Source organism: Pseudomonas sp. LBUM1643 (assembly GCF_059716215.1).
This window is the reverse complement of sequence record NZ_CP166813.1, coordinates 5,595,521-5,611,795: the sequence shown is the minus strand read 5'-3', so window position 1 is coordinate 5,611,795 and position 16,275 is coordinate 5,595,521. Positions and strand designations below refer to the sequence as shown.

Annotated in this window: 16 protein-coding genes; 7 read left to right on the top strand and 9 right to left on the bottom strand. The window is 56.5% G+C overall.

Annotated elements, in window-relative coordinates; genetic code table 11:
• Positions 1 to 3: 3 nt before the first annotated feature.
• Both cydB and ACA063_RS25345 read left to right on the top strand, forming a co-directional pair.
• The gene (gene cydB / locus ACA063_RS25350) at positions 4 to 1,011 is read left to right on the top strand and encodes a cytochrome d ubiquinol oxidase subunit II (RefSeq protein ID WP_497663799.1); all 1,008 of its coding nucleotides are present in this window, start codon (positions 4 to 6) and stop codon (positions 1,009 to 1,011) included.
• A gap of 81 nt (positions 1,012 to 1,092) precedes the next feature.
• Positions 1,093 to 1,260 carry a DUF2474 domain-containing protein gene (locus tag ACA063_RS25345; protein WP_247292717.1) on the top strand — a complete coding sequence of 56 codons (168 nt, stop codon included), beginning with the start codon at positions 1,093 to 1,095 and terminating at the stop codon, positions 1,258 to 1,260.
• 59 nt (positions 1,261 to 1,319) lie between these two features.
• Here the strand turns inward: ACA063_RS25345 and ACA063_RS25340 are convergent, their stop codons facing one another.
• Together ACA063_RS25340 and ACA063_RS25335 are read right to left on the bottom strand one after the other, a co-directional pair.
• Positions 1,320 to 2,444, bottom strand: coding sequence for a methyltransferase (locus ACA063_RS25340; RefSeq protein ID WP_497663798.1), 1,125 nt, complete (start codon positions 2,442 to 2,444; stop codon positions 1,320 to 1,322).
• A 157-nt stretch (positions 2,445 to 2,601) separates the two neighbouring features.
• Entirely contained in the window at positions 2,602 to 3,333 is a 732-nt protein-coding gene (locus ACA063_RS25335) for an autoinducer binding domain-containing protein (protein WP_497663797.1), read from the bottom strand.
• A 321-nt stretch (positions 3,334 to 3,654) separates the two neighbouring features.
• Here ACA063_RS25335 and ACA063_RS25330 point away from each other — a divergent pair, with 321 nt between their 5' ends.
• Positions 3,655 to 4,431 (top strand): ferredoxin--NADP reductase, encoded by a 777-nt coding sequence (locus tag ACA063_RS25330; protein ID WP_497663796.1) that lies wholly within the window; start codon positions 3,655 to 3,657, stop codon positions 4,429 to 4,431.
• A 34-nt stretch (positions 4,432 to 4,465) separates the two neighbouring features.
• On the opposite strand, the gene mscL is transcribed toward ACA063_RS25330, so the two are convergent.
• Positions 4,466 to 4,891 (bottom strand): large-conductance mechanosensitive channel protein MscL, encoded by a 426-nt coding sequence (gene mscL / locus ACA063_RS25325; RefSeq protein WP_497663795.1) that lies wholly within the window; start codon positions 4,889 to 4,891, stop codon positions 4,466 to 4,468.
• 594 nt (positions 4,892 to 5,485) lie between these two features.
• Here mscL and radA point away from each other — a divergent pair.
• Complete coding sequence (radA, locus tag ACA063_RS25320) at positions 5,486 to 6,853, top strand: DNA repair protein RadA (protein ID WP_162439539.1); 1,368 nt, start codon at positions 5,486 to 5,488, stop codon at positions 6,851 to 6,853.
• 122 nt (positions 6,854 to 6,975) lie between these two features.
• Here radA and ACA063_RS25315 read toward each other — a convergent pair whose 3' ends face one another.
• Positions 6,976 to 7,344 carry a PilZ domain-containing protein gene (locus ACA063_RS25315; protein ID WP_497663794.1) on the bottom strand — a complete coding sequence of 123 codons (369 nt, stop codon included), beginning with the start codon at positions 7,342 to 7,344 and terminating at the stop codon, positions 6,976 to 6,978.
• 159 nt (positions 7,345 to 7,503) lie between these two features.
• On the opposite strand from ACA063_RS25315, the gene ACA063_RS25310 reads away from it, so the two are divergent.
• The 3 genes from ACA063_RS25310 (at position 7,504) to yjiA (ending at position 10,917) form a co-directional block, all read left to right on the top strand.
• Positions 7,504 to 9,570, top strand: a complete 2,067-nt coding sequence (locus ACA063_RS25310; RefSeq protein ID WP_497663793.1) for a carbon starvation CstA family protein — start codon at positions 7,504 to 7,506, stop codon at positions 9,568 to 9,570.
• A 15-nt stretch (positions 9,571 to 9,585) separates the two neighbouring features.
• Positions 9,586 to 9,783: a YbdD/YjiX family protein gene (locus ACA063_RS25305; protein WP_007895266.1), complete on the top strand. Its 198-nt coding sequence runs from the start codon at positions 9,586 to 9,588 to the stop codon at positions 9,781 to 9,783.
• A gap of 162 nt (positions 9,784 to 9,945) precedes the next feature.
• Positions 9,946 to 10,917: a GTPase gene (yjiA, locus tag ACA063_RS25300; RefSeq protein WP_497663792.1), complete on the top strand. Its 972-nt coding sequence runs from the start codon at positions 9,946 to 9,948 to the stop codon at positions 10,915 to 10,917.
• A 130-nt stretch (positions 10,918 to 11,047) separates the two neighbouring features.
• Here the strand turns inward: yjiA and ACA063_RS25295 are convergent, their stop codons facing one another.
• From ACA063_RS25295 to glyA, 5 genes are all read right to left on the bottom strand, one after another.
• On the bottom strand, positions 11,048 to 11,737 hold the full coding sequence (locus ACA063_RS25295; protein ID WP_497663791.1) for a GntR family transcriptional regulator: 690 nt from the start codon (positions 11,735 to 11,737) through the stop codon (positions 11,048 to 11,050).
• 27 nt (positions 11,738 to 11,764) lie between these two features.
• Positions 11,765 to 12,469, bottom strand: a complete 705-nt coding sequence (locus ACA063_RS25290; RefSeq protein ID WP_162437762.1) for a FadR/GntR family transcriptional regulator — start codon at positions 12,467 to 12,469, stop codon at positions 11,765 to 11,767.
• A 54-nt stretch (positions 12,470 to 12,523) separates the two neighbouring features.
• Positions 12,524 to 13,837, bottom strand: coding sequence for a C4-dicarboxylate transporter DctA (locus ACA063_RS25285; RefSeq protein WP_497663790.1), 1,314 nt, complete (start codon positions 13,835 to 13,837; stop codon positions 12,524 to 12,526).
• Between the two features lie 318 nt (positions 13,838 to 14,155).
• On the bottom strand, positions 14,156 to 14,719 hold the full coding sequence (locus ACA063_RS25280; RefSeq protein ID WP_497663789.1) for a hypothetical protein: 564 nt from the start codon (positions 14,717 to 14,719) through the stop codon (positions 14,156 to 14,158).
• Between the two features lie 249 nt (positions 14,720 to 14,968).
• A complete protein-coding gene (gene glyA / locus ACA063_RS25275) occupies positions 14,969 to 16,222 on the bottom strand; it encodes a serine hydroxymethyltransferase (RefSeq protein WP_497663788.1) in 1,254 nt (417 codons plus the stop codon).
• Between the last annotated feature and the right edge of the window lie 53 nt (positions 16,223 to 16,275).

Sequence of the window (16,275 nt, the reverse complement as noted above, 5' to 3'; positions counted from 1 at the left end):
ATCATGGGTATTGATCTTCCGCTGATCTGGGCCGTGATTATCATCTTCGGCATCATGATGTACGTGGTCATGGACGGTTTCGACCTGGGTATCGGTATTCTCTTCCCGTTCATCAAGGGCAAGACGGATCGGGACGTGATGATGAACACCGTCGCGCCTGTCTGGGACGGCAACGAAACCTGGTTGGTGCTCGGGGGCGCGGCGTTGTTCGGCGCCTTCCCGCTGGCCTATTCGGTCGTTCTGTCGGCGCTGTATCTGCCGCTGATATTCATGCTGATCGGGCTGATTTTCCGTGGCGTGGCCTTCGAGTTTCGTTTCAAGGCCAAAGACGACAAGCGTCACCTATGGGACAAGGCGTTCATTGGTGGTTCGGTGGCTGCAACGTTTTTCCAGGGCGTGGCACTGGGCGCATTCATTGATGGGCTACCGGTGGTAAACCGTCAATTTGCCGGTGGTTCGCTGGACTGGCTGACGCCTTTCACCCTGTTCTGTGGTCTTGCTTTGGTGGTGGCGTATGCGCTGCTGGGTTGCACCTGGCTGATCATGAAAACCGAAGGAAAATTGCAGGAACAGATGCACAACCTCGCGCGGCCATTGGCCTTCGTGGTGTTGGCGGTAATCGGTATTGTCAGCCTGTGGACGCCGCTGGCTCATCCTGAGATCGCCTCGCGCTGGTTCACCCTGCCCAATTTATTCTGGTTCCTGCCGGTGCCGATCCTGGTGCTGGTCACCATGTACGGTTTGATCCGGGCCGTGGCGCGCAATGCGAATTACACGCCATTCCTGTTGACCCTGGTGTTGATCTTCCTGGGCTACAGCGGTCTGGGTATCAGCCTGTGGCCGAACATCGTGCCGCCGTCGATCTCGATCTGGGACGCCGCCGCACCGCCGCAAAGCCAGGGCTTCATGCTGGTGGGCACGCTGTTTATCATCCCGTTCATCCTGGGCTACACCTTCTGGAGCTATTACGTGTTCCGCGGCAAGGTCACCCATGAAGATGGCTACCACTAGCGCACGGCCTGTGGGAGCAAAGCTTGCTCGCGATGGCGTCGAAACAGACGCCGTCAACCTTGAAGAGGAGGGTTTGAATCCATGACTGGTAAGCATTCATTGCAGGAAATCGAAGCCGCAGAGAAGAAGCCTCTGTGGCAGCGACTCGGATGGCTGGCGATGATCTGGGTCGGTAGCGTGGGCGCGCTGTTTATCGTCGCGAGCCTGATGCGCATGTTCATGAACGCAGCAGGGCTGAGCACACATTGAGTTGCTGCAGCCCTTCAATAAAAAACCTCCAGCGTATGGAGGTTTTTTTTGCCTGCGATTTACTTGCGGGCTTTGAGGATCACAAACTTGGGCGTGGCCGCCACTTGCTCGACGCCACGGAACAGCCGGGCCAGTTTGCTGTGATAGCCCAGATGTCGGTTGCCCACGATGTACAAGGCGCCGCCCACCACTAGCGCTTCCCGGGCTTGCTGGAACATGCGCCAGGCGAGGAAATCGCCCACGACTTGCTGCTGGTGGAACGGTGGATTGCACAGCACCACGTCCAGCGATTGTGATTCCTGTTCGGCCAGGCCATCACCGGCCCGCACGATGACATCCCTGTCACCCAGCGCTACGCGCCAGTTTTCAGCAGCCGATTGCACCGCCATGAACGACTCGTCGACCAGCGTGTACTGAGCGTCAGGGTTTTGCAGGGCGCTGGCAATGGCCAGAACACCGTTGCCACAGCCAAGGTCCGCGACACGAGTGGCGCCCAGGTTCTTTGGTAGATGCGGCAGGAACGCTCGTGTGCCGATATCCAGACCTTCGCGGCAGAACACGTTGGCGTGGTTGAGCAGTTCGATAGCAGGTGTGTCGAGCTGATAGCGTGTCGGGTAGGGCGATACCGCTGCGACCCTGGCTTCAGCGGTCGCGATCAGTAAACGTGCCTTCTTGACGGCCAGCGAGGCATGGACCGGGCCGATGTAACGTTCAAGCAAGTCGCCGGCAGCGCGGGGCAGGTGCTTGATCATGGCGGCTGCGACCACTTGGGCGCCCGGTGCCAATTGGCCCTGAAGGCGTATCAGTTGCTCCTCGAGCAAGGCCAGGGTCTTTGGCACCCTGATCAGGACCCGGTCAAACGGCCCGGTGAATGGCTGGTTGGCAGGCACCATCGGCACAGCATCAAATGCGTGGCTGTTACGCAGCAGGTTCTTTTCCAGCCCCTGAAAAGCCAGGAACGAATCGCCGCTGCTGGTGACATGCGTTTTGCCAGCCAGGCTTGCGGCCAATGCCCCGAAGCTGTCGTTGAGCACCAGCACCCGGGTTTGCACGGTGGGTTGCTGTTCGGCCAGGTAGTTAAGCAAATACTCGTCTGCAGCATCGAATGCTTGTAGCGGCTCGTTCGACTGCTCGGGCTGGCGGATCAGATCGAGTTGGGCAAAGGGGGTTTCAAGCAAAGGCATGGGCGGGGGGCTCTTGGTAATCAACGAATTCTCGCCGCCAGGGGCATTGTTGCGGGCGAATCCGGCCGAGCGTACTGCGCTGTAGAGGTTTACAGGTCAACACTCGGAAAGGCTGCAAATGGTACGATTTTTTCCATTGAATTACTCGCTGGTTTTGTCAGCGGCTCAGGGTGTTGGTGAGGATTCCGACTTTGGCAGCCGCAATCACTGCTGAAATTTTGTTATTGACGCCGAATTTCATGATTGCGCTTTGTACATGGAAATTGACAGTGCGCGGAGTGACGTTGAGAATTTTGGCGCTTTCTCCTGCCGTCTTTCCAGCTGCTGCCAATTTCAAGACATCGATTTCACGCTCCGACAAGTGCGGTACTGAGCGCTCGGTGACCTGTTTGGGCAGCGTTCGTACGGCCAGCGCGTGCAAATGGCGCCCGATGAATACCGAAAAACCCAGATTATCGTAGAGCTCAAACGTCGTGATCGGCTGATGGCTTCGGGCCAGGCTCAAGATGCTGTACAGACCACTTTCCTCATCGTAGAACGATTGAGACCACCCGTACTGCAAACCATGCTGCTCGAGCGCGTCCCATATCCAGGTAGCGTCGGAGAACAGCTCCTGCGACCAGAGAATTGGAAACATCGATTGATTGCAATGCGCCACTATCGGGTTAAGTGCTCCGAAGACTTTTTGCTCATACTTCGCGTTCAATTCGCCAGGATAATTGTCGAACTGGATCACGCTGGAAGTGGTTATTTTGTCTAAATAACTGGTTGAAAAAGCACAAAATCGGAACCCGGTGTTCTTGGCGAAAGTCAGCGAAATCTGGTACGCAACATGAATGTCCGTTGTAACGGACAATTGTTCCATTTGTGATTCTTTCCACCGTTCCATAGTGAAGCTCCAATTACCGTTTGCTGGTGACACGAGGGGGGGCGTAGTGGATCCAAGATCCGGCACCCCGAAAAGTGTAGGATATTTCCTTCAGAGAAGTAGTTATTATTTAGCTGTTGTTAGCGCTTTAGATGTGACGATTCGGTTCTAATACAATATGGAGTGAGTTGAAGTTATTGGATGTCATCCGTAATTTTAACTATCTGTTTGTTTTAACTAATCGGTTAGTGCAGGCCGGAGAGGTTAAAGCCATTACAAACCGTCGGTGTTTAATTTTTGTGCTATGCGGGACACTGGGTTACCTGTTGATCGGAGCGACCCATGACCGCCAGTGCAGAAAAATTCACTCGCCAGACCCTGCTCGATGTCCATTCATTGACCCCGAATCTGTTCACATTACGGACTACGAGGGACCCCGGCTTTCGTTTTCGTGCAGGTCAATTCGCGCGGCTGGGGGTCACCAAGGCTGACGGCAGCACGGTATGGCGCGCGTATTCAATGGTTTCGTCACCTCATGACGAGTTTCTCGAGTTTTTTTCGATTGTTGTGCCGGGTGGCGAATTCACCAGTGAGCTGAGTCGGCTTGAAGTTGGCGATACGCTGCTGGTTGACCGTCAGGCCTTCGGTTACCTGACCCTTGATCGCTTCGTCGACGGGCGTGATCTCTGGTTACTCGCCACCGGCACGGGTCTTGCGCCGTTTTTGTCGATCCTGCAGGACTTCGAAGTCTGGGAAAAATTCGAGCGCATCTTCCTGGTCTACAGCGTGCGCGAAGCCCGGGAGCTGGCTTATCGAGACTTGATTGCGGGGCTGGTGCAGCGTGACTACCTGGTGGAGTTCGCGCACAAGTTGCAGTTTATTCCCACCGTCACTCGCGAAGCGTACCCCGGAGCGTTGAACGGGCGAATCACGACGCTCATCGAGAACGGCGAATTGGAGCGCGCAGCCGGGGTGGCGCTAACGCCGGAACATTCGCGGGTCATGCTTTGCGGCAATCCACAGATGATCGATGACACCCGAAAAGTATTGAAGCAGCGCGACATGCACCTGAGCCTCAGTCGACGGCCCGGACAGGTGGCTGTGGAAACTTACTGGTAAAAAAAACGGCGCCGGGAAGGCGCCGTTTCTGTTTTCAATCTTGCGTTCCGGGTCGATCGTTCCGGGCTTTGAGCAGATCGCGAATCTCGCCCAGCAGCACCTCTTCCTTGGTCGGAACCGGCGGCAGTGTTGGCGCCACGGCTTCCTCGCGCTTCAGACGATTGATGGCTTTGACGCCCATGAAGATCGCGAAAGCGACGATGACGAAGTCAATGATGGTCTGGATAAATTTACCGTAAGCCATCACCACCGCAGGGATATTGCCGTCCGCTGCCTTGAGCGTAATCGCCAGATCACTGAAATCCACCCCCCCAATCAGCATACCGATTGGCGGCATGATGACGTCACCGACGAACGATGACACGATTTTGCCGAACGCGGCGCCGATGATGATACCGACTGCCATGTCGATCACGTTCCCTTTGACCGCGAAGGCCTTGAACTCACTGATCACGCCCATAGGTTTTTTCCTTGTTACAGATGAGGTTGGTGAAGGCAGTGTAAATCAGCAGAAAGCGTTCTGCCCGAAACGACTGCTTACAGAGCTTGCCTGCAATCGACCGGACCCGCCGGAAAAAGTTTATAAAAGGCCATCACCGCTGCACGATCAGCGTTCGTTCCACCGAATGATGTGATGCTCGCCTGCGAGGAGTTGGGAGGACTGATCCATTATTATCCGGTGGAAAAACAGCTGCCGGAAGGAAGTCGAATGGCTTGGATTAAACGCGTACTTTCACAGGGTAAGTTTGATAACGATTAGCCAATGCTTTGACAGTCGACATGTCAAATGTGTATCAATAATGACGATTGGTGGCATTCTAATATCGATGTTAGTTAAAATTGTACAAGTCTGTTTTGGTAGATAAAGAGTTGTACAGGGTTTGTGTATTAGTTGTTGAGTACAGTGCCGATCTGTTTATTAGTTTGTACAAGTTTTTCTTAATAGCCACTGCGTGAATAAAACCTCGTCGTTCGATCAGGCAAGTGCTCAAACCCATTGGCAACTGATCCGGCTCAACTGCGCTATCATCGCGTTTTTTTGTCGGGAGTTAAAATGGCCAAGGCCAAGCGCATGTACGGCTGCACCGAGTGCGGCTCGACTTTTCCCAAGTGGGCCGGCCAGTGTGGCGAGTGCGGCGCCTGGAATACCCTGACCGAAACCATGGTGGAGAGCGGTGGTGCCGCACCTCCCAGCGGTCGCACCGGTTGGACTGGCCAGCAGGCACAGATCAGGACGCTGGCCGAAGTCAGCGTTGAAGAAATCCCGCGTTTCTCCACAGCCTCCAGTGAACTCGATCGGGTGCTGGGCGGTGGTCTGGTGGACGGCTCGGTGGTGTTGATTGGCGGTGATCCGGGCATCGGCAAATCGACCATTCTGTTGCAAACCTTATGCAACCTCGCCAAAACCATGCCTGCACTGTACGTCACCGGCGAAGAATCCCAGCAGCAAGTCGCGATGCGGGCCCGGCGCCTGGGGCTGCCTCAGGATCAGCTGCGGGTGATGACCGAAACCTGCATCGAAACAATCATCGCCACGGCACGGGTCGAAAAACCCAAAGTCATGGTGATCGACTCCATCCAGACCATTTTCACTGAGCAACTGCAATCGGCGCCGGGCGGTGTCTCCCAGGTACGGGAAAGTGCGGCGTTGCTGGTGCGCTATGCCAAGCAGAGTGGCACGGCCATTTTCCTGGTGGGTCATGTCACCAAAGAGGGTGCGCTTGCCGGTCCCCGTGTGCTGGAGCACATGGTAGACACCGTGCTGTATTTCGAAGGCGAGTCGGATGGGCGGTTGCGCTTGTTGCGCGCGGTGAAAAACCGTTTTGGTGCGGTTAACGAACTGGGTGTGTTCGGCATGACCGACAAGGGGCTGAAAGAAGTCTCCAACCCTTCGGCGATTTTTCTGACGCGCGCGCAGGAAGAAGTACCTGGCAGTGTGGTCATGGCGACGTGGGAAGGGACCCGGCCAATGCTGGTGGAAGTCCAGGCCCTGGTGGATGACAGTCACCTCGCCAACCCGCGCCGGGTCACGTTGGGGCTGGATCAGAACCGCCTGGCAATGTTGTTGGCGGTGCTGCACCGTCACGGCGGCATTCCGACCCACGATCAGGATGTGTTCCTCAACGTGGTGGGCGGCGTGAAGGTGTTGGAGACCGCTTCCGACCTGGCGCTGATGGCGGCGGTCATGTCCAGTTTGCGTAACCGGCCGTTGCCCCACGATCTGCTTGTGTTCGGTGAAGTGGGCTTGTCAGGTGAAGTGCGGCCGGTACCCAGCGGTCAGGAACGCTTGAAGGAAGCGGCCAAGCACGGGTTCAAGCGCGCCATCGTGCCCAAGGGTAATGCGCCGAAGGAAGCGCCTGCCGGATTGCAGATCATTGCCGTGACGCGTCTTGAGCAAGCCCTCGACGCTCTATTCGAATAAACACAATCCCCCTGTAGGAGCTGCCGAAGGCTGCGATCTTTTGATTTTGGCGTGTTTAAAGACGCTGAACATCCAGATCAAAAGATCGCAGCCTGCGGCAGCTCCTACATGGAGTAGAGCGATCAAACCTCGATCAGTGCACCCAGTTCCCGCTCCAGCTCCTGCGGATCTCCCAGGTTGAACTCGATCAACCGCCGAAGGCGTTCAATGGATTCAAGGCTGATGTGTTTGCAGACGAAACCAAGCTGACCGTTGGCTTCATGGGTTAGCTGTACGTCCATGGTGATGTCGATTTCATCGGTCAGATGAATATTCACGAAGAAATCCTTGGCTTGATCCCCAAGCCACGGCGCTGGTCGTTCGATCAACAGCCCCTTCAGTGAAAGGTCGATCAGCTTCACTGGCCAGATCATTTCCCCTTGGCCCAGCTCGGTTTTGGCATCGAATGCGATTCGTTTGAAGCGGCGGCGATCGGCAGCGTGGTCGCTCATGGGGCAATCCTCGAAATGTTCGCTGACTATAGACCCGCATTGTCAAAGGCCGCCAGCGCGGACAGGTCTCTAGACCAATGTCGGGGTATGGTCTTTGCCGTCAGGAGAGCTAAACTCGGGGTGGCTGTCTTTCTTGTCCACCCTGGCTGGAATCATAAAATGAAAAATAATAATAGCCTGCTACGCCATCTACCCTGGCTGCTGCTGGCAATCGTAGGAGCGTGCGCCCTGGGCGTAGTGGCATTGCGCCGAGGCGAGGCGATCAACGCCTTGTGGATTGTGGTTGCAGCGGTGGCCATCTATCTGGTCGCGTACCGTTACTACAGTCTGTTCATCGCTAACAATGTGATGCAACTCGATCCACGTCGGGCCACCCCCGCCGTACTCAACAATGATGGTCTGGACTACGTTCCAACCAACAAGCACATCCTCTTCGGTCACCACTTCGCTGCCATCGCTGGCGCGGGGCCTTTGGTCGGTCCGGTGTTGGCGGCGCAGATGGGTTACCTGCCCGGCACGCTGTGGCTGATTGCCGGCGTGGTGCTGGCGGGTGCGGTTCAGGATTTCATGATCCTGTTCCTGTCCACTCGTCGCAACGGTCGTTCATTGGGCGACATGGTCCGTGAGGAAATGGGCCGTATCCCTGGCACCATCGCGCTGTTTGGCTGCTTCCTGATCATGATCATCATCCTCGCGGTGCTGGCGTTGATCGTGGTTAAAGCGCTGGCAGAGAGCCCATGGGGCATTTTCACAGTGATGGCGACCATCCCGATTGCGATGTTCATGGGCATTTACATGCGCTACATCCGCCCGGGCCGTATCGGTGAAATTTCCGTCATTGGCGTGCTCTTGCTGCTGGGCTCGATCTGGCTCGGTGGGCAGATCGCCGCTGATCCGGTCTGGGCCAAAGCCTTCACCTTTACCGGGATCCAGATCACCTGGATGCTGATCGGCTACGGTTTTGTGGCCGCGGTGCTGCCGGTGTGGCTGATCCTGGCACCCCGTGACTACCTGTCGACCTTCCTGAAAATCGGCACCATCATTGCCCTGGCGATCGGCATTCTGATCACCATGCCTGATCTGAAAATGCCGGCACTGACTCAATTCATCGACGGCACCGGGCCGGTGTGGAAGGGCGGTCTGTTCCCGTTCCTGTTCATCACCATCGCGTGCGGTGCGGTGTCGGGGTTCCATGCGCTGATTTCTTCCGGTACCACACCGAAACTGTTGGCCAATGAAGGCCATGCCCGTTACATCGGGTACGGCGGCATGCTGATGGAATCCTTCGTGGCCATCATGGCGATGGTCGCCGCTTCGGTGATCGAGCCTGGTGTGTATTTCGCCATGAACAGCCCGGCAGCGATTGTGGGTGGTGATGTGGTGACTGTGGCGCAAACCGTCAGTAGCTGGGGTTTCGCGATCACACCTGAAGCCCTGCAAGCGGTGGCCAAGGACATCGGTGAAACCACCATTCTGGCTCGCGCCGGCGGTGCGCCGACCCTGGCGGTCGGTATCGCGCAGATCCTGCACAGTGTCCTGCCGGGTGAAAACACCATGGCGTTCTGGTACCACTTTGCGATTCTGTTCGAAGCACTGTTTATCCTCACCGCCGTGGACGCAGGCACCCGTGCCGGGCGTTTCATGTTGCAGGATCTGCTGGGTTCTTTCGTGCCGGCGCTGAAACGCACCGAATCCTGGACTGCCAACCTGATCGCCACTGCCGGTTGCGTGGCGATGTGGGGCTACCTGCTGTATCAAGGCGTAATCGATCCGTTAGGCGGGATCAATACCTTGTGGCCGCTGTTTGGTATCTCCAACCAGATGCTGGCGGGCATCGCGCTGATGCTGGCAACGGTTGTGCTGATCAAAATGAAACGTCAACGCTACATATGGGTGACCATGCTGCCAGCTGTCTGGCTGCTGATCTGCACCGTGACGGCAGGCTTCATCAAGCTGTTCGACGCCAACCCGGCGATCGGCTTCCTGTCGCTGGCCAGGAAGTACAGCGATGCACTGGCCAACGGTCAGATCCTGGCCCCGGCCAAGGACATCAACCAGATGCAACACGTGATCTACAACGCGTACACCAACGCAACGCTGACGGGGCTGTTCCTGTTTGTGGTGTTCAGCATCCTGTTCTATGCACTCAAGGTCGGTATTGCCGCCTGGGGTACCAAAGAGCGTACGGATAAAGAAGCGCCATTCCAGGCTGTGCCGGATGCGTAATCGAGGATTGCAAACATGTTCAATGACCTGAGTCGCCTCGGTAAATACCTCGGTCAGGCCGCGCGCCTGATGGTCGGCATGCCCGACTACGACAACTATGTCGAGCATATGCAAACCAAACACCCGGACAAACCGGTGATGAGCTACGAGATGTTCTTCCGGGAGCGTCAGGAAGCCCGTTACGGTGGCAAGGGTGGGCCGAAGTGCTGTTGATCCGGTTGTCGGATTAACAGCAATCTTGTGGGAGCTAGCCTGCTGGCGATGGCGGACTTTCAATCAACAGTGATGTTGAATGTTCCGCCGCCATCGCCAGCAGGCTAGCTCCCACATTTATTTTGTGTTGATACTTTAATTTTGTGAGTCAGGAGATCCAGTTTGTCCTCTCCCATTCCAGTAACGATCCTCAGCGGCTTCCTCGGTGCCGGCAAAACCACTTTGCTGCGCCATCTGCTCAAAGCCGAACACGGCCTGAAAATCGCCGTGATCGAGAACGAATTCAGCGACGCCGGCATCGACACCCAGTTGTTGGGCGACGAGCCTGTACAGGTGATGACGCTGTCCAACGGCTGTGTCTGTTGCACCATCCACACCGACCTGACCAAAGCGCTTTATCTGTTGCTTGAGCGTCTGGACAGCGGGGAGATCGCCTTCGACCGTCTGGTGATCGAATGCACGGGCCTGGCCGATCCGGCGCCCGTCGCGCAAACCTTTTTCATCGATGAAGAGTTGCGTGAGCGCTACATTCTCGACGGCATCATCACCTTGGTAGACGCCGCTCATGCCGACACCCATCTGACCCAGACCATCGCCCAGGCGCAGATCGGTTTTGCCGATCGCCTGCTGGTGAGCAAGCGTGATCTGGTGGATGAGGCGACGTTCACCGCGTTGAGCGAGCGCTTGACCCGTATCAACCGTCGAGCCCCCATTCGAGTGGTCGACCACGGCAACATCGACCTGGCCGAATTGCTCGATGTGCGCGGTTTCAACCTCAATGCGGACCTGGGCGGCGGCATCAGCTTGCGTCCGGTGGGCAAGGCGCCTTCGATCGATCGAATCTCCAGCCTTGTTCTGCGCACTGACAAGCCACTGGATATCGACAAGCTCAGCGAGTTCATGAACGAACTGCTGGAAGACCACGGCAAGCAATTGCTGCGCTACAAAGGCGTGCTGAACATTGTTGGTGAACCTCGGCGCATGGTGTTCCAGGGCGTGTTGAAGTTGTATGGCTTCGACTGGGATACCGAGTGGGCGGACGATGAACCGCGCGAAAGCGTGATCGTGTTTATTGCCGATGATTTGCCGGAAGAGAAAATCCGTGCGGGGTTTGCGAAGGTGGCGGCGGAGTAGGGGCGTGAATTCTCTTCGCGTATGAAGCCCTCATCGCGAGCAGGCTCGCTCCCTCATTCGATAGAGGTTGCCCGCTCTAAGCCGGACGACACAAAACCATTGTGGGAGTGAGCCTGCTCGCGAAGACTGCTTAACTGGCGACACGGTTTTTGCTGGGTTTCGGTGGCGAGTTCAGTAACGTGTTTTCCAGAAAATCCAGATGCCCCGTCAGCAACCTTTCGGCATTAAGCGCATCTCCCCGCTCGATGGCGTCCAGAATCCCTTCGTGCACCTGCCAATCGCAATATCCCTCTAACCGAGCATCAGACTGCGCAATCGCCAGCGCAGTCAACGGTACCAGACTGTCCAAAAAATGCGCCAATGGAGCATTTCCCGCCATTTCCGCCAATTGCAGATGAAAGTCCCCGGACAGTCGAATCGCCGGTGCCTGTTCGGTGCAAAGGCGTTCTTTTTCGATCAGGCTATGCAGGCGTTTCCAGTCTTGCCGGCAACGTCTTTCACTGGCCAGGTGTACCAATGTGGTTTCCGTCAACCGCCGTGCATGCAGCGTCTGTCGGGTTTGCTCGCGATCCAGCGACGCGACACGGGGACGATGGTTGGGCTTGAGGACAATGATCTGTTGATGTGAGAGGCGGGTCAGCACGCCACGAATGTCGCTGCGTCGAGCACCAAACATCTGCGCCAGGCTTTCTTCAGTAAAGCGACTGTGCGCGTGAATGCGTTGTTCGAGAATGGCATCGAACAGCCGCGTATAGAGATCGTCCTGCGGCAAAGAAAACGGCAGGGCAGTCAGAGTCTGGGGTGAGGCGAAGCTGTTCATGGCCTGTCTCCGGTGTCTGTAGGGTGGTCAACTGCCGAGGTTGTCGTCCGGGATGTTCAGTTCAATGCCCATCCGCTGACCTTCGCGAAGAATATGCCGACGCATTTCGGCACTCGCCTGAGCACTGTTCTTGCTACGGATCGCACGTACCACTGCTTCGTTTTCTTCAAGGCGTTCAGCCAGGTGTTCGGGGGAATTGCGCAGCACCTCGGCGCTTTGCTTGAGGGCGTTGCTGGTTTGCTGCACCACGCTTTGGAAAATCGGGTTGGACGTCAGCGTGAACAGTTCTTCGTGGAAGGCGATGTAAGCGTTCACGCCGGCCTCGCTGTCGTTGGCCTCCAGTGCTTCGCGCATGTCCATCAAGGTCAGGCGCAGTTGGCCGACTTCCTTGCTGCTGATCGACTGCGCCACCAGGCCGACGATAAACGGCTCGAGGGTGTAGCGCAGTTGCAGCACATCTTCCAGACTTGCGCCGGCCACCGCGCTGTCATGGCTTTGGCTGTCGGCGAGAGGAGCGTCCAGCACCACCACGCCTTTGCCCGGCATGGAGCGCACCAGGCCAAGGGTTTCCAGAACGATTACGGCTTCGCGCAGACTCGGGCGGCTGATGCCCAGTTGCTCGGCCAGCTCACGTTGCCCGGGCAGCATTTCGCCTTTGCGCCACTGACCACGGACCAGCGCGGCCCGCAGTTTTTCCACTACTGAATTTACGACGGTTGACGAGGTAATCACTGTTCGCTCCATGTCGCGATAAAGGTGCCTGCCCGCGGGGCAGGCACACGTTATTTAGAATTCCTGCTGATGGGCCGGTGCCACCGGTTTTCTCGGCTGGAAGGTATAACCCACCTGACCGGAAAGCACCTTGTTTGCGCGCTGGATATCGATGTCTTTTTCCCACCGTGCAATGGCCACCGTGGCGACGCAATTGCCGATCAGGTTCGTCAGCGCCCGTCCGATGCCCATGAACCAGTCCACCGCGAGTACCAGCACCAGGCCAACCACGGGGATTGCCGGAATCGCGGTCAGCGTCGCCGCCAGAATGACCAGCGCCGAACCGGGGATGCCGTGTGCGCCTTTTGAGGTGATCAGCGACACCAGCAAAATCGTCAGCAGATCGGTCATCGCCAATGGCGTTCCGGTGGCATTAGCGATGAAGACGATGGCGAGGGTCAGGTAGATCGAAAAACCGTCAAGGTTGAACGAGTAACCGGTTGGAATCACCAGGCCGACCGTTGAACTGCCGATGCCCAGATGCTCAAGCTTGCGCATGATTTGTGGCAGCACGGCGTCGGACGAAGCGGTGCCCATGACGATCGTCAGTTCTTCGCGCAGGTACTTGAGCAGTGGCCACATCCGCAGACCGGACAGGCGCATCACTAGCCCGAGAATCAACGATACGAACGCGAGGCACGTCAGGTAAAACAGGCCTACGAGGCTGCCCAGATGCTGCAGCGAATCCAGGCCATATTTGCTGGTGGTAAACGCAATGGCGCCGAACACGCCGATCGGCGCCAAGCGCACGATCATGCCCATGATGCGGAAAATCACATGGCTCAGCTCATTGATGAGTCGGGAAATGCCCGAGGCCGCTTCGCCGACCAGGTTCAGCGCGCTGCCGAACAGCACCGAAAACAGCAACACTTGCAGGATGTTGTTGTCAGCAAACGCACCGATGACCGAGGTCGGAATCAGGTCCATCAGGAACTGGGTGGTGGTGTGCATGTGCTGACCCCGCTGGGCGATGTCGCCCATGTCGGCAGCGGAGAGCTGGTCCAGGTGAATGTTCGCGCCGCTGCCGATACCGGTGCTGAAGGCGAACACCAGACCGATCACCAGGGCGATGGTGGTCAGCACTTCGAAGTAGATCACCGACTTCAGGCCGATGCGTCCGACTTTTTTCAGATCGCCCGCGCCACTGATGCCGCTGACCACCACGCAGAAAACAATCAGCCCGATGAGCATCTTGATCAGTTTGATGAAGCCATCACCCAGGGGTTTGAGCTGAGCGGAGTATTCGGGAAGGGTCAGCCCGCAGACGATGCCGAGCACCAGTCCGAGAACCACTTGAAGGAAGATTGAACGCGAGCACCATCTGAGCATGGGAGGAATCCTGGTCGGTGTCCTGGCTGCCGTGCGCTTCGCGCATCAGATTCAGGACTTAATTATTGTGGTCTTACCGGTATGTCCAGTGCAGGCGCAGTCTAGGCGAGGTTTTTCTGAAATCGCAAGCGGAAATTGAACGATTGGCTTGACCGGTCATACCAGTTGGTCGAAGCAGTGTGGCGTTGAGCGGTTACTCAGACGAAAAAATCGGCGCAAGCGCCGATTTTTTTGGAGTTGATGCAGTAAAACTTGAAGGTGCCAGCCTTATTGGGTGTAAGAGCGGAGCAACGAGGGGGCTTTAATGCCTGATCTTTATCAGGGATGAGTATGGGGTACTTGTCTTTCAAGAATGCTCAGGACAAATGTTATTTTTGAGCGCTCTTTGGTTTTGCCTATATAACCGTAAGGCGAACCTCTCACTCTAATAGCCCCCAAATAACTATTGTCTTCAGTCATCAGGGCAACGGGAGAGTGAGCCGCTGGCAGATGTTCAAGTGTGACGGGTTTGTTCTGGAGATTGACCAGGGTGTAGATCGACGGTTCGTCAATGTTGCAATCTTTCGCCCCCACCACTTCCTGCCAACTTTCACTCATGAGCTGATTGTAGTATTCACCGCGATTTTTTATGGAAATTATGTAGCCATTGGCCGTGTGCCGAAAGTGCAGTCTTAACGCCTTTACCGGGCCAACCTCCTCGCTGGGCCGGATACCGAGCAGGCTGGAATGATCGCGTGTCTGGGGTTTGCCGGTGAAAAAACCACCGCTGACCATGCCGATGGTTGCCATGGCCGGCTTGCCATGGAGAAACTCCATGAGACTTACCTTATGGCCAACCATCAATAGATTTGCCAGAAACGATTTTTCAATATCACTGTTCATAATGAAATCCGTTATTTGATGTAATGGGTTTACACAGAGTTCGGATTTCAGCTTAAGCATGTTTGTATGCGTTGTAGTTTTTACTGTGTGGCAAAAGTTTTAATGGTGATGGGTGAGCCAGGATAAGTGTCGGTGTCGACTGTTCATTGAGTGTAATTGCGCGCTCGGCGAGTAAGGCTTTATTGGTACAGGCGAAAAAAAACCGGCCATCACTGGCCGGTTTTTTATTGCTGCGATTTAACGGTGCAATTAAGCGCCGTATACCGGCAGCTTTTTGCAGATGGCCTTGACCTTCTCACGGACGGCGTCGATCACCGCATCGTTGTTCAGGTCAGCCAGGATGTCGCAGATCCAGCCGGCCAGTTCCTTGCACTCTGCTTCCTTGAAGCCACGAGTGGTCACAGCCGGAGTGCCGAAGCGCAGGCCGGAGGTGACGAACGGGGAGCGTGGATCGTTTGGCACGGAGTTCTTGTTCACGGTGATGAACGCTTTGCCCAGAGCGGCGTCGGCGTCTTTACCGGAGATTTCCTGCTTGATCAGCGACAGCAGGAACAGGTGGTTTTCAGTACCGCCGGACACCACGTCGAAACCGCGCTCGATGAACACACCGGCCATGGCCTTGGCGTTCTTCACGACTTGTTGCTGGTAGGTCTTGAACTCAGGCTGCAGCGCTTCTTTAAAGCAGATCGCCTTGGCAGCGATCACGTGCTCCAGCGGGCCACCCTGGGCGCCCGGGAATACGGCGGAGTTCAGCTTCTTCTCGATGTCGGCGTTGGCGCGAGCGAGGATCAGGCCGCCACGTGGACCGCGCAGGGTCTTGTGCGTGGTGGTGGTCACGACGTCAGCGAAAGGCACCGGGTTCGGGTAGACGCCAGCGGCGACCAGACCGGCCACGTGAGCCATATCGACAAAGAGATAAGCGCCGACTTTGTCAGCGATTTCGCGGAAGCGAGGGAAGTCCAGAATCTGCGAGTAGGCAGAGAAACCGGCCACGATCATTTTCGGCTTGTGCTCAACCGCCAGGCGCTCGACTTCGTCGTAGTCGATCAGGCCGTTGGCGTCGATGCCGTATTGAACGGCGTTGTACAGCTTGCCCGAAGACGAAACGCTGGCGCCGTGGGTCAGGTGACCGCCGTGTGCCAGGCTCATGCCCAGGATGGTGTCGCCAGCCGACAGCAGAGCCAGGTACACGGCGCTGTTGGCTTGCGAACCGGCGTGCGGCTGAACGTTGGCGTAATCGGCGCCGAACAGTTCTTTGGCGCGATCAATTGCAAGCTGCTCGACCACGTCGACGAACTCGCAACCACCGTAGTAGCGCTTGCCCGGGTAGCCTTCGGCGTACTTGTTGGTCAGTACCGAGCCTTGAGCTTCCATCACCGCAGGGCTGGTGTAGTTTTCCGAAGCGATCAGCTCAATATGTTCTTCCTGGCGCTGAGCTTCTTGCTCCATGGCGGCAAAGAGATCGGCGTCGTACTTGGCAATAGTCAAATCACGGCTGAACATGGCGGTCCTCAAGGATCGGGGCAGAAAAGGGGGGCATTCTAACCCAATGGGTT

Bases quoted from the DNA above. Each gene is read 5' to 3' on its own strand.
- ACA063_RS25345 (WP_247292717.1), top strand. From the start codon at position 1,093: ATGACTGGTAAGCATTCATTGCAGGAAATCGAAGCCGCAGAGAAGAAG.
- glyA (WP_497663788.1), bottom strand. From the start codon at position 16,222: ATGTTCAGCCGTGATTTGACTATTGCCAAGTACGACGCCGATCTCTTT.
- ACA063_RS25305 (WP_007895266.1), top strand. From the start codon at position 9,586: ATGTTCAATGACCTGAGTCGCCTCGGTAAATACCTCGGTCAGGCCGCG.
- cydB (WP_497663799.1), top strand. From the start codon at position 4: ATGGGTATTGATCTTCCGCTGATCTGGGCCGTGATTATCATCTTCGGC.
- mscL (WP_497663795.1), bottom strand. From the start codon at position 4,891: ATGGGCGTGATCAGTGAGTTCAAGGCCTTCGCGGTCAAAGGGAACGTG.
- ACA063_RS25335 (WP_497663797.1), bottom strand. From the start codon at position 3,333: ATGGAACGGTGGAAAGAATCACAAATGGAACAATTGTCCGTTACAACG.
- ACA063_RS25340 (WP_497663798.1), bottom strand. From the start codon at position 2,444: ATGCCTTTGCTTGAAACCCCCTTTGCCCAACTCGATCTGATCCGCCAG.
- ACA063_RS25330 (WP_497663796.1), top strand. From the start codon at position 3,655: ATGACCGCCAGTGCAGAAAAATTCACTCGCCAGACCCTGCTCGATGTC.
- ACA063_RS25315 (WP_497663794.1), bottom strand. From the start codon at position 7,344: ATGAGCGACCACGCTGCCGATCGCCGCCGCTTCAAACGAATCGCATTC.
- ACA063_RS25295 (WP_497663791.1), bottom strand. From the start codon at position 11,737: ATGAACAGCTTCGCCTCACCCCAGACTCTGACTGCCCTGCCGTTTTCT.
- radA (WP_162439539.1), top strand. From the start codon at position 5,486: ATGGCCAAGGCCAAGCGCATGTACGGCTGCACCGAGTGCGGCTCGACT.
- ACA063_RS25310 (WP_497663793.1), top strand. From the start codon at position 7,504: ATGAAAAATAATAATAGCCTGCTACGCCATCTACCCTGGCTGCTGCTG.
- ACA063_RS25285 (WP_497663790.1), bottom strand. From the start codon at position 13,837: ATGCTCAGATGGTGCTCGCGTTCAATCTTCCTTCAAGTGGTTCTCGGA.
- ACA063_RS25280 (WP_497663789.1), bottom strand. From the start codon at position 14,719: ATGAACAGTGATATTGAAAAATCGTTTCTGGCAAATCTATTGATGGTT.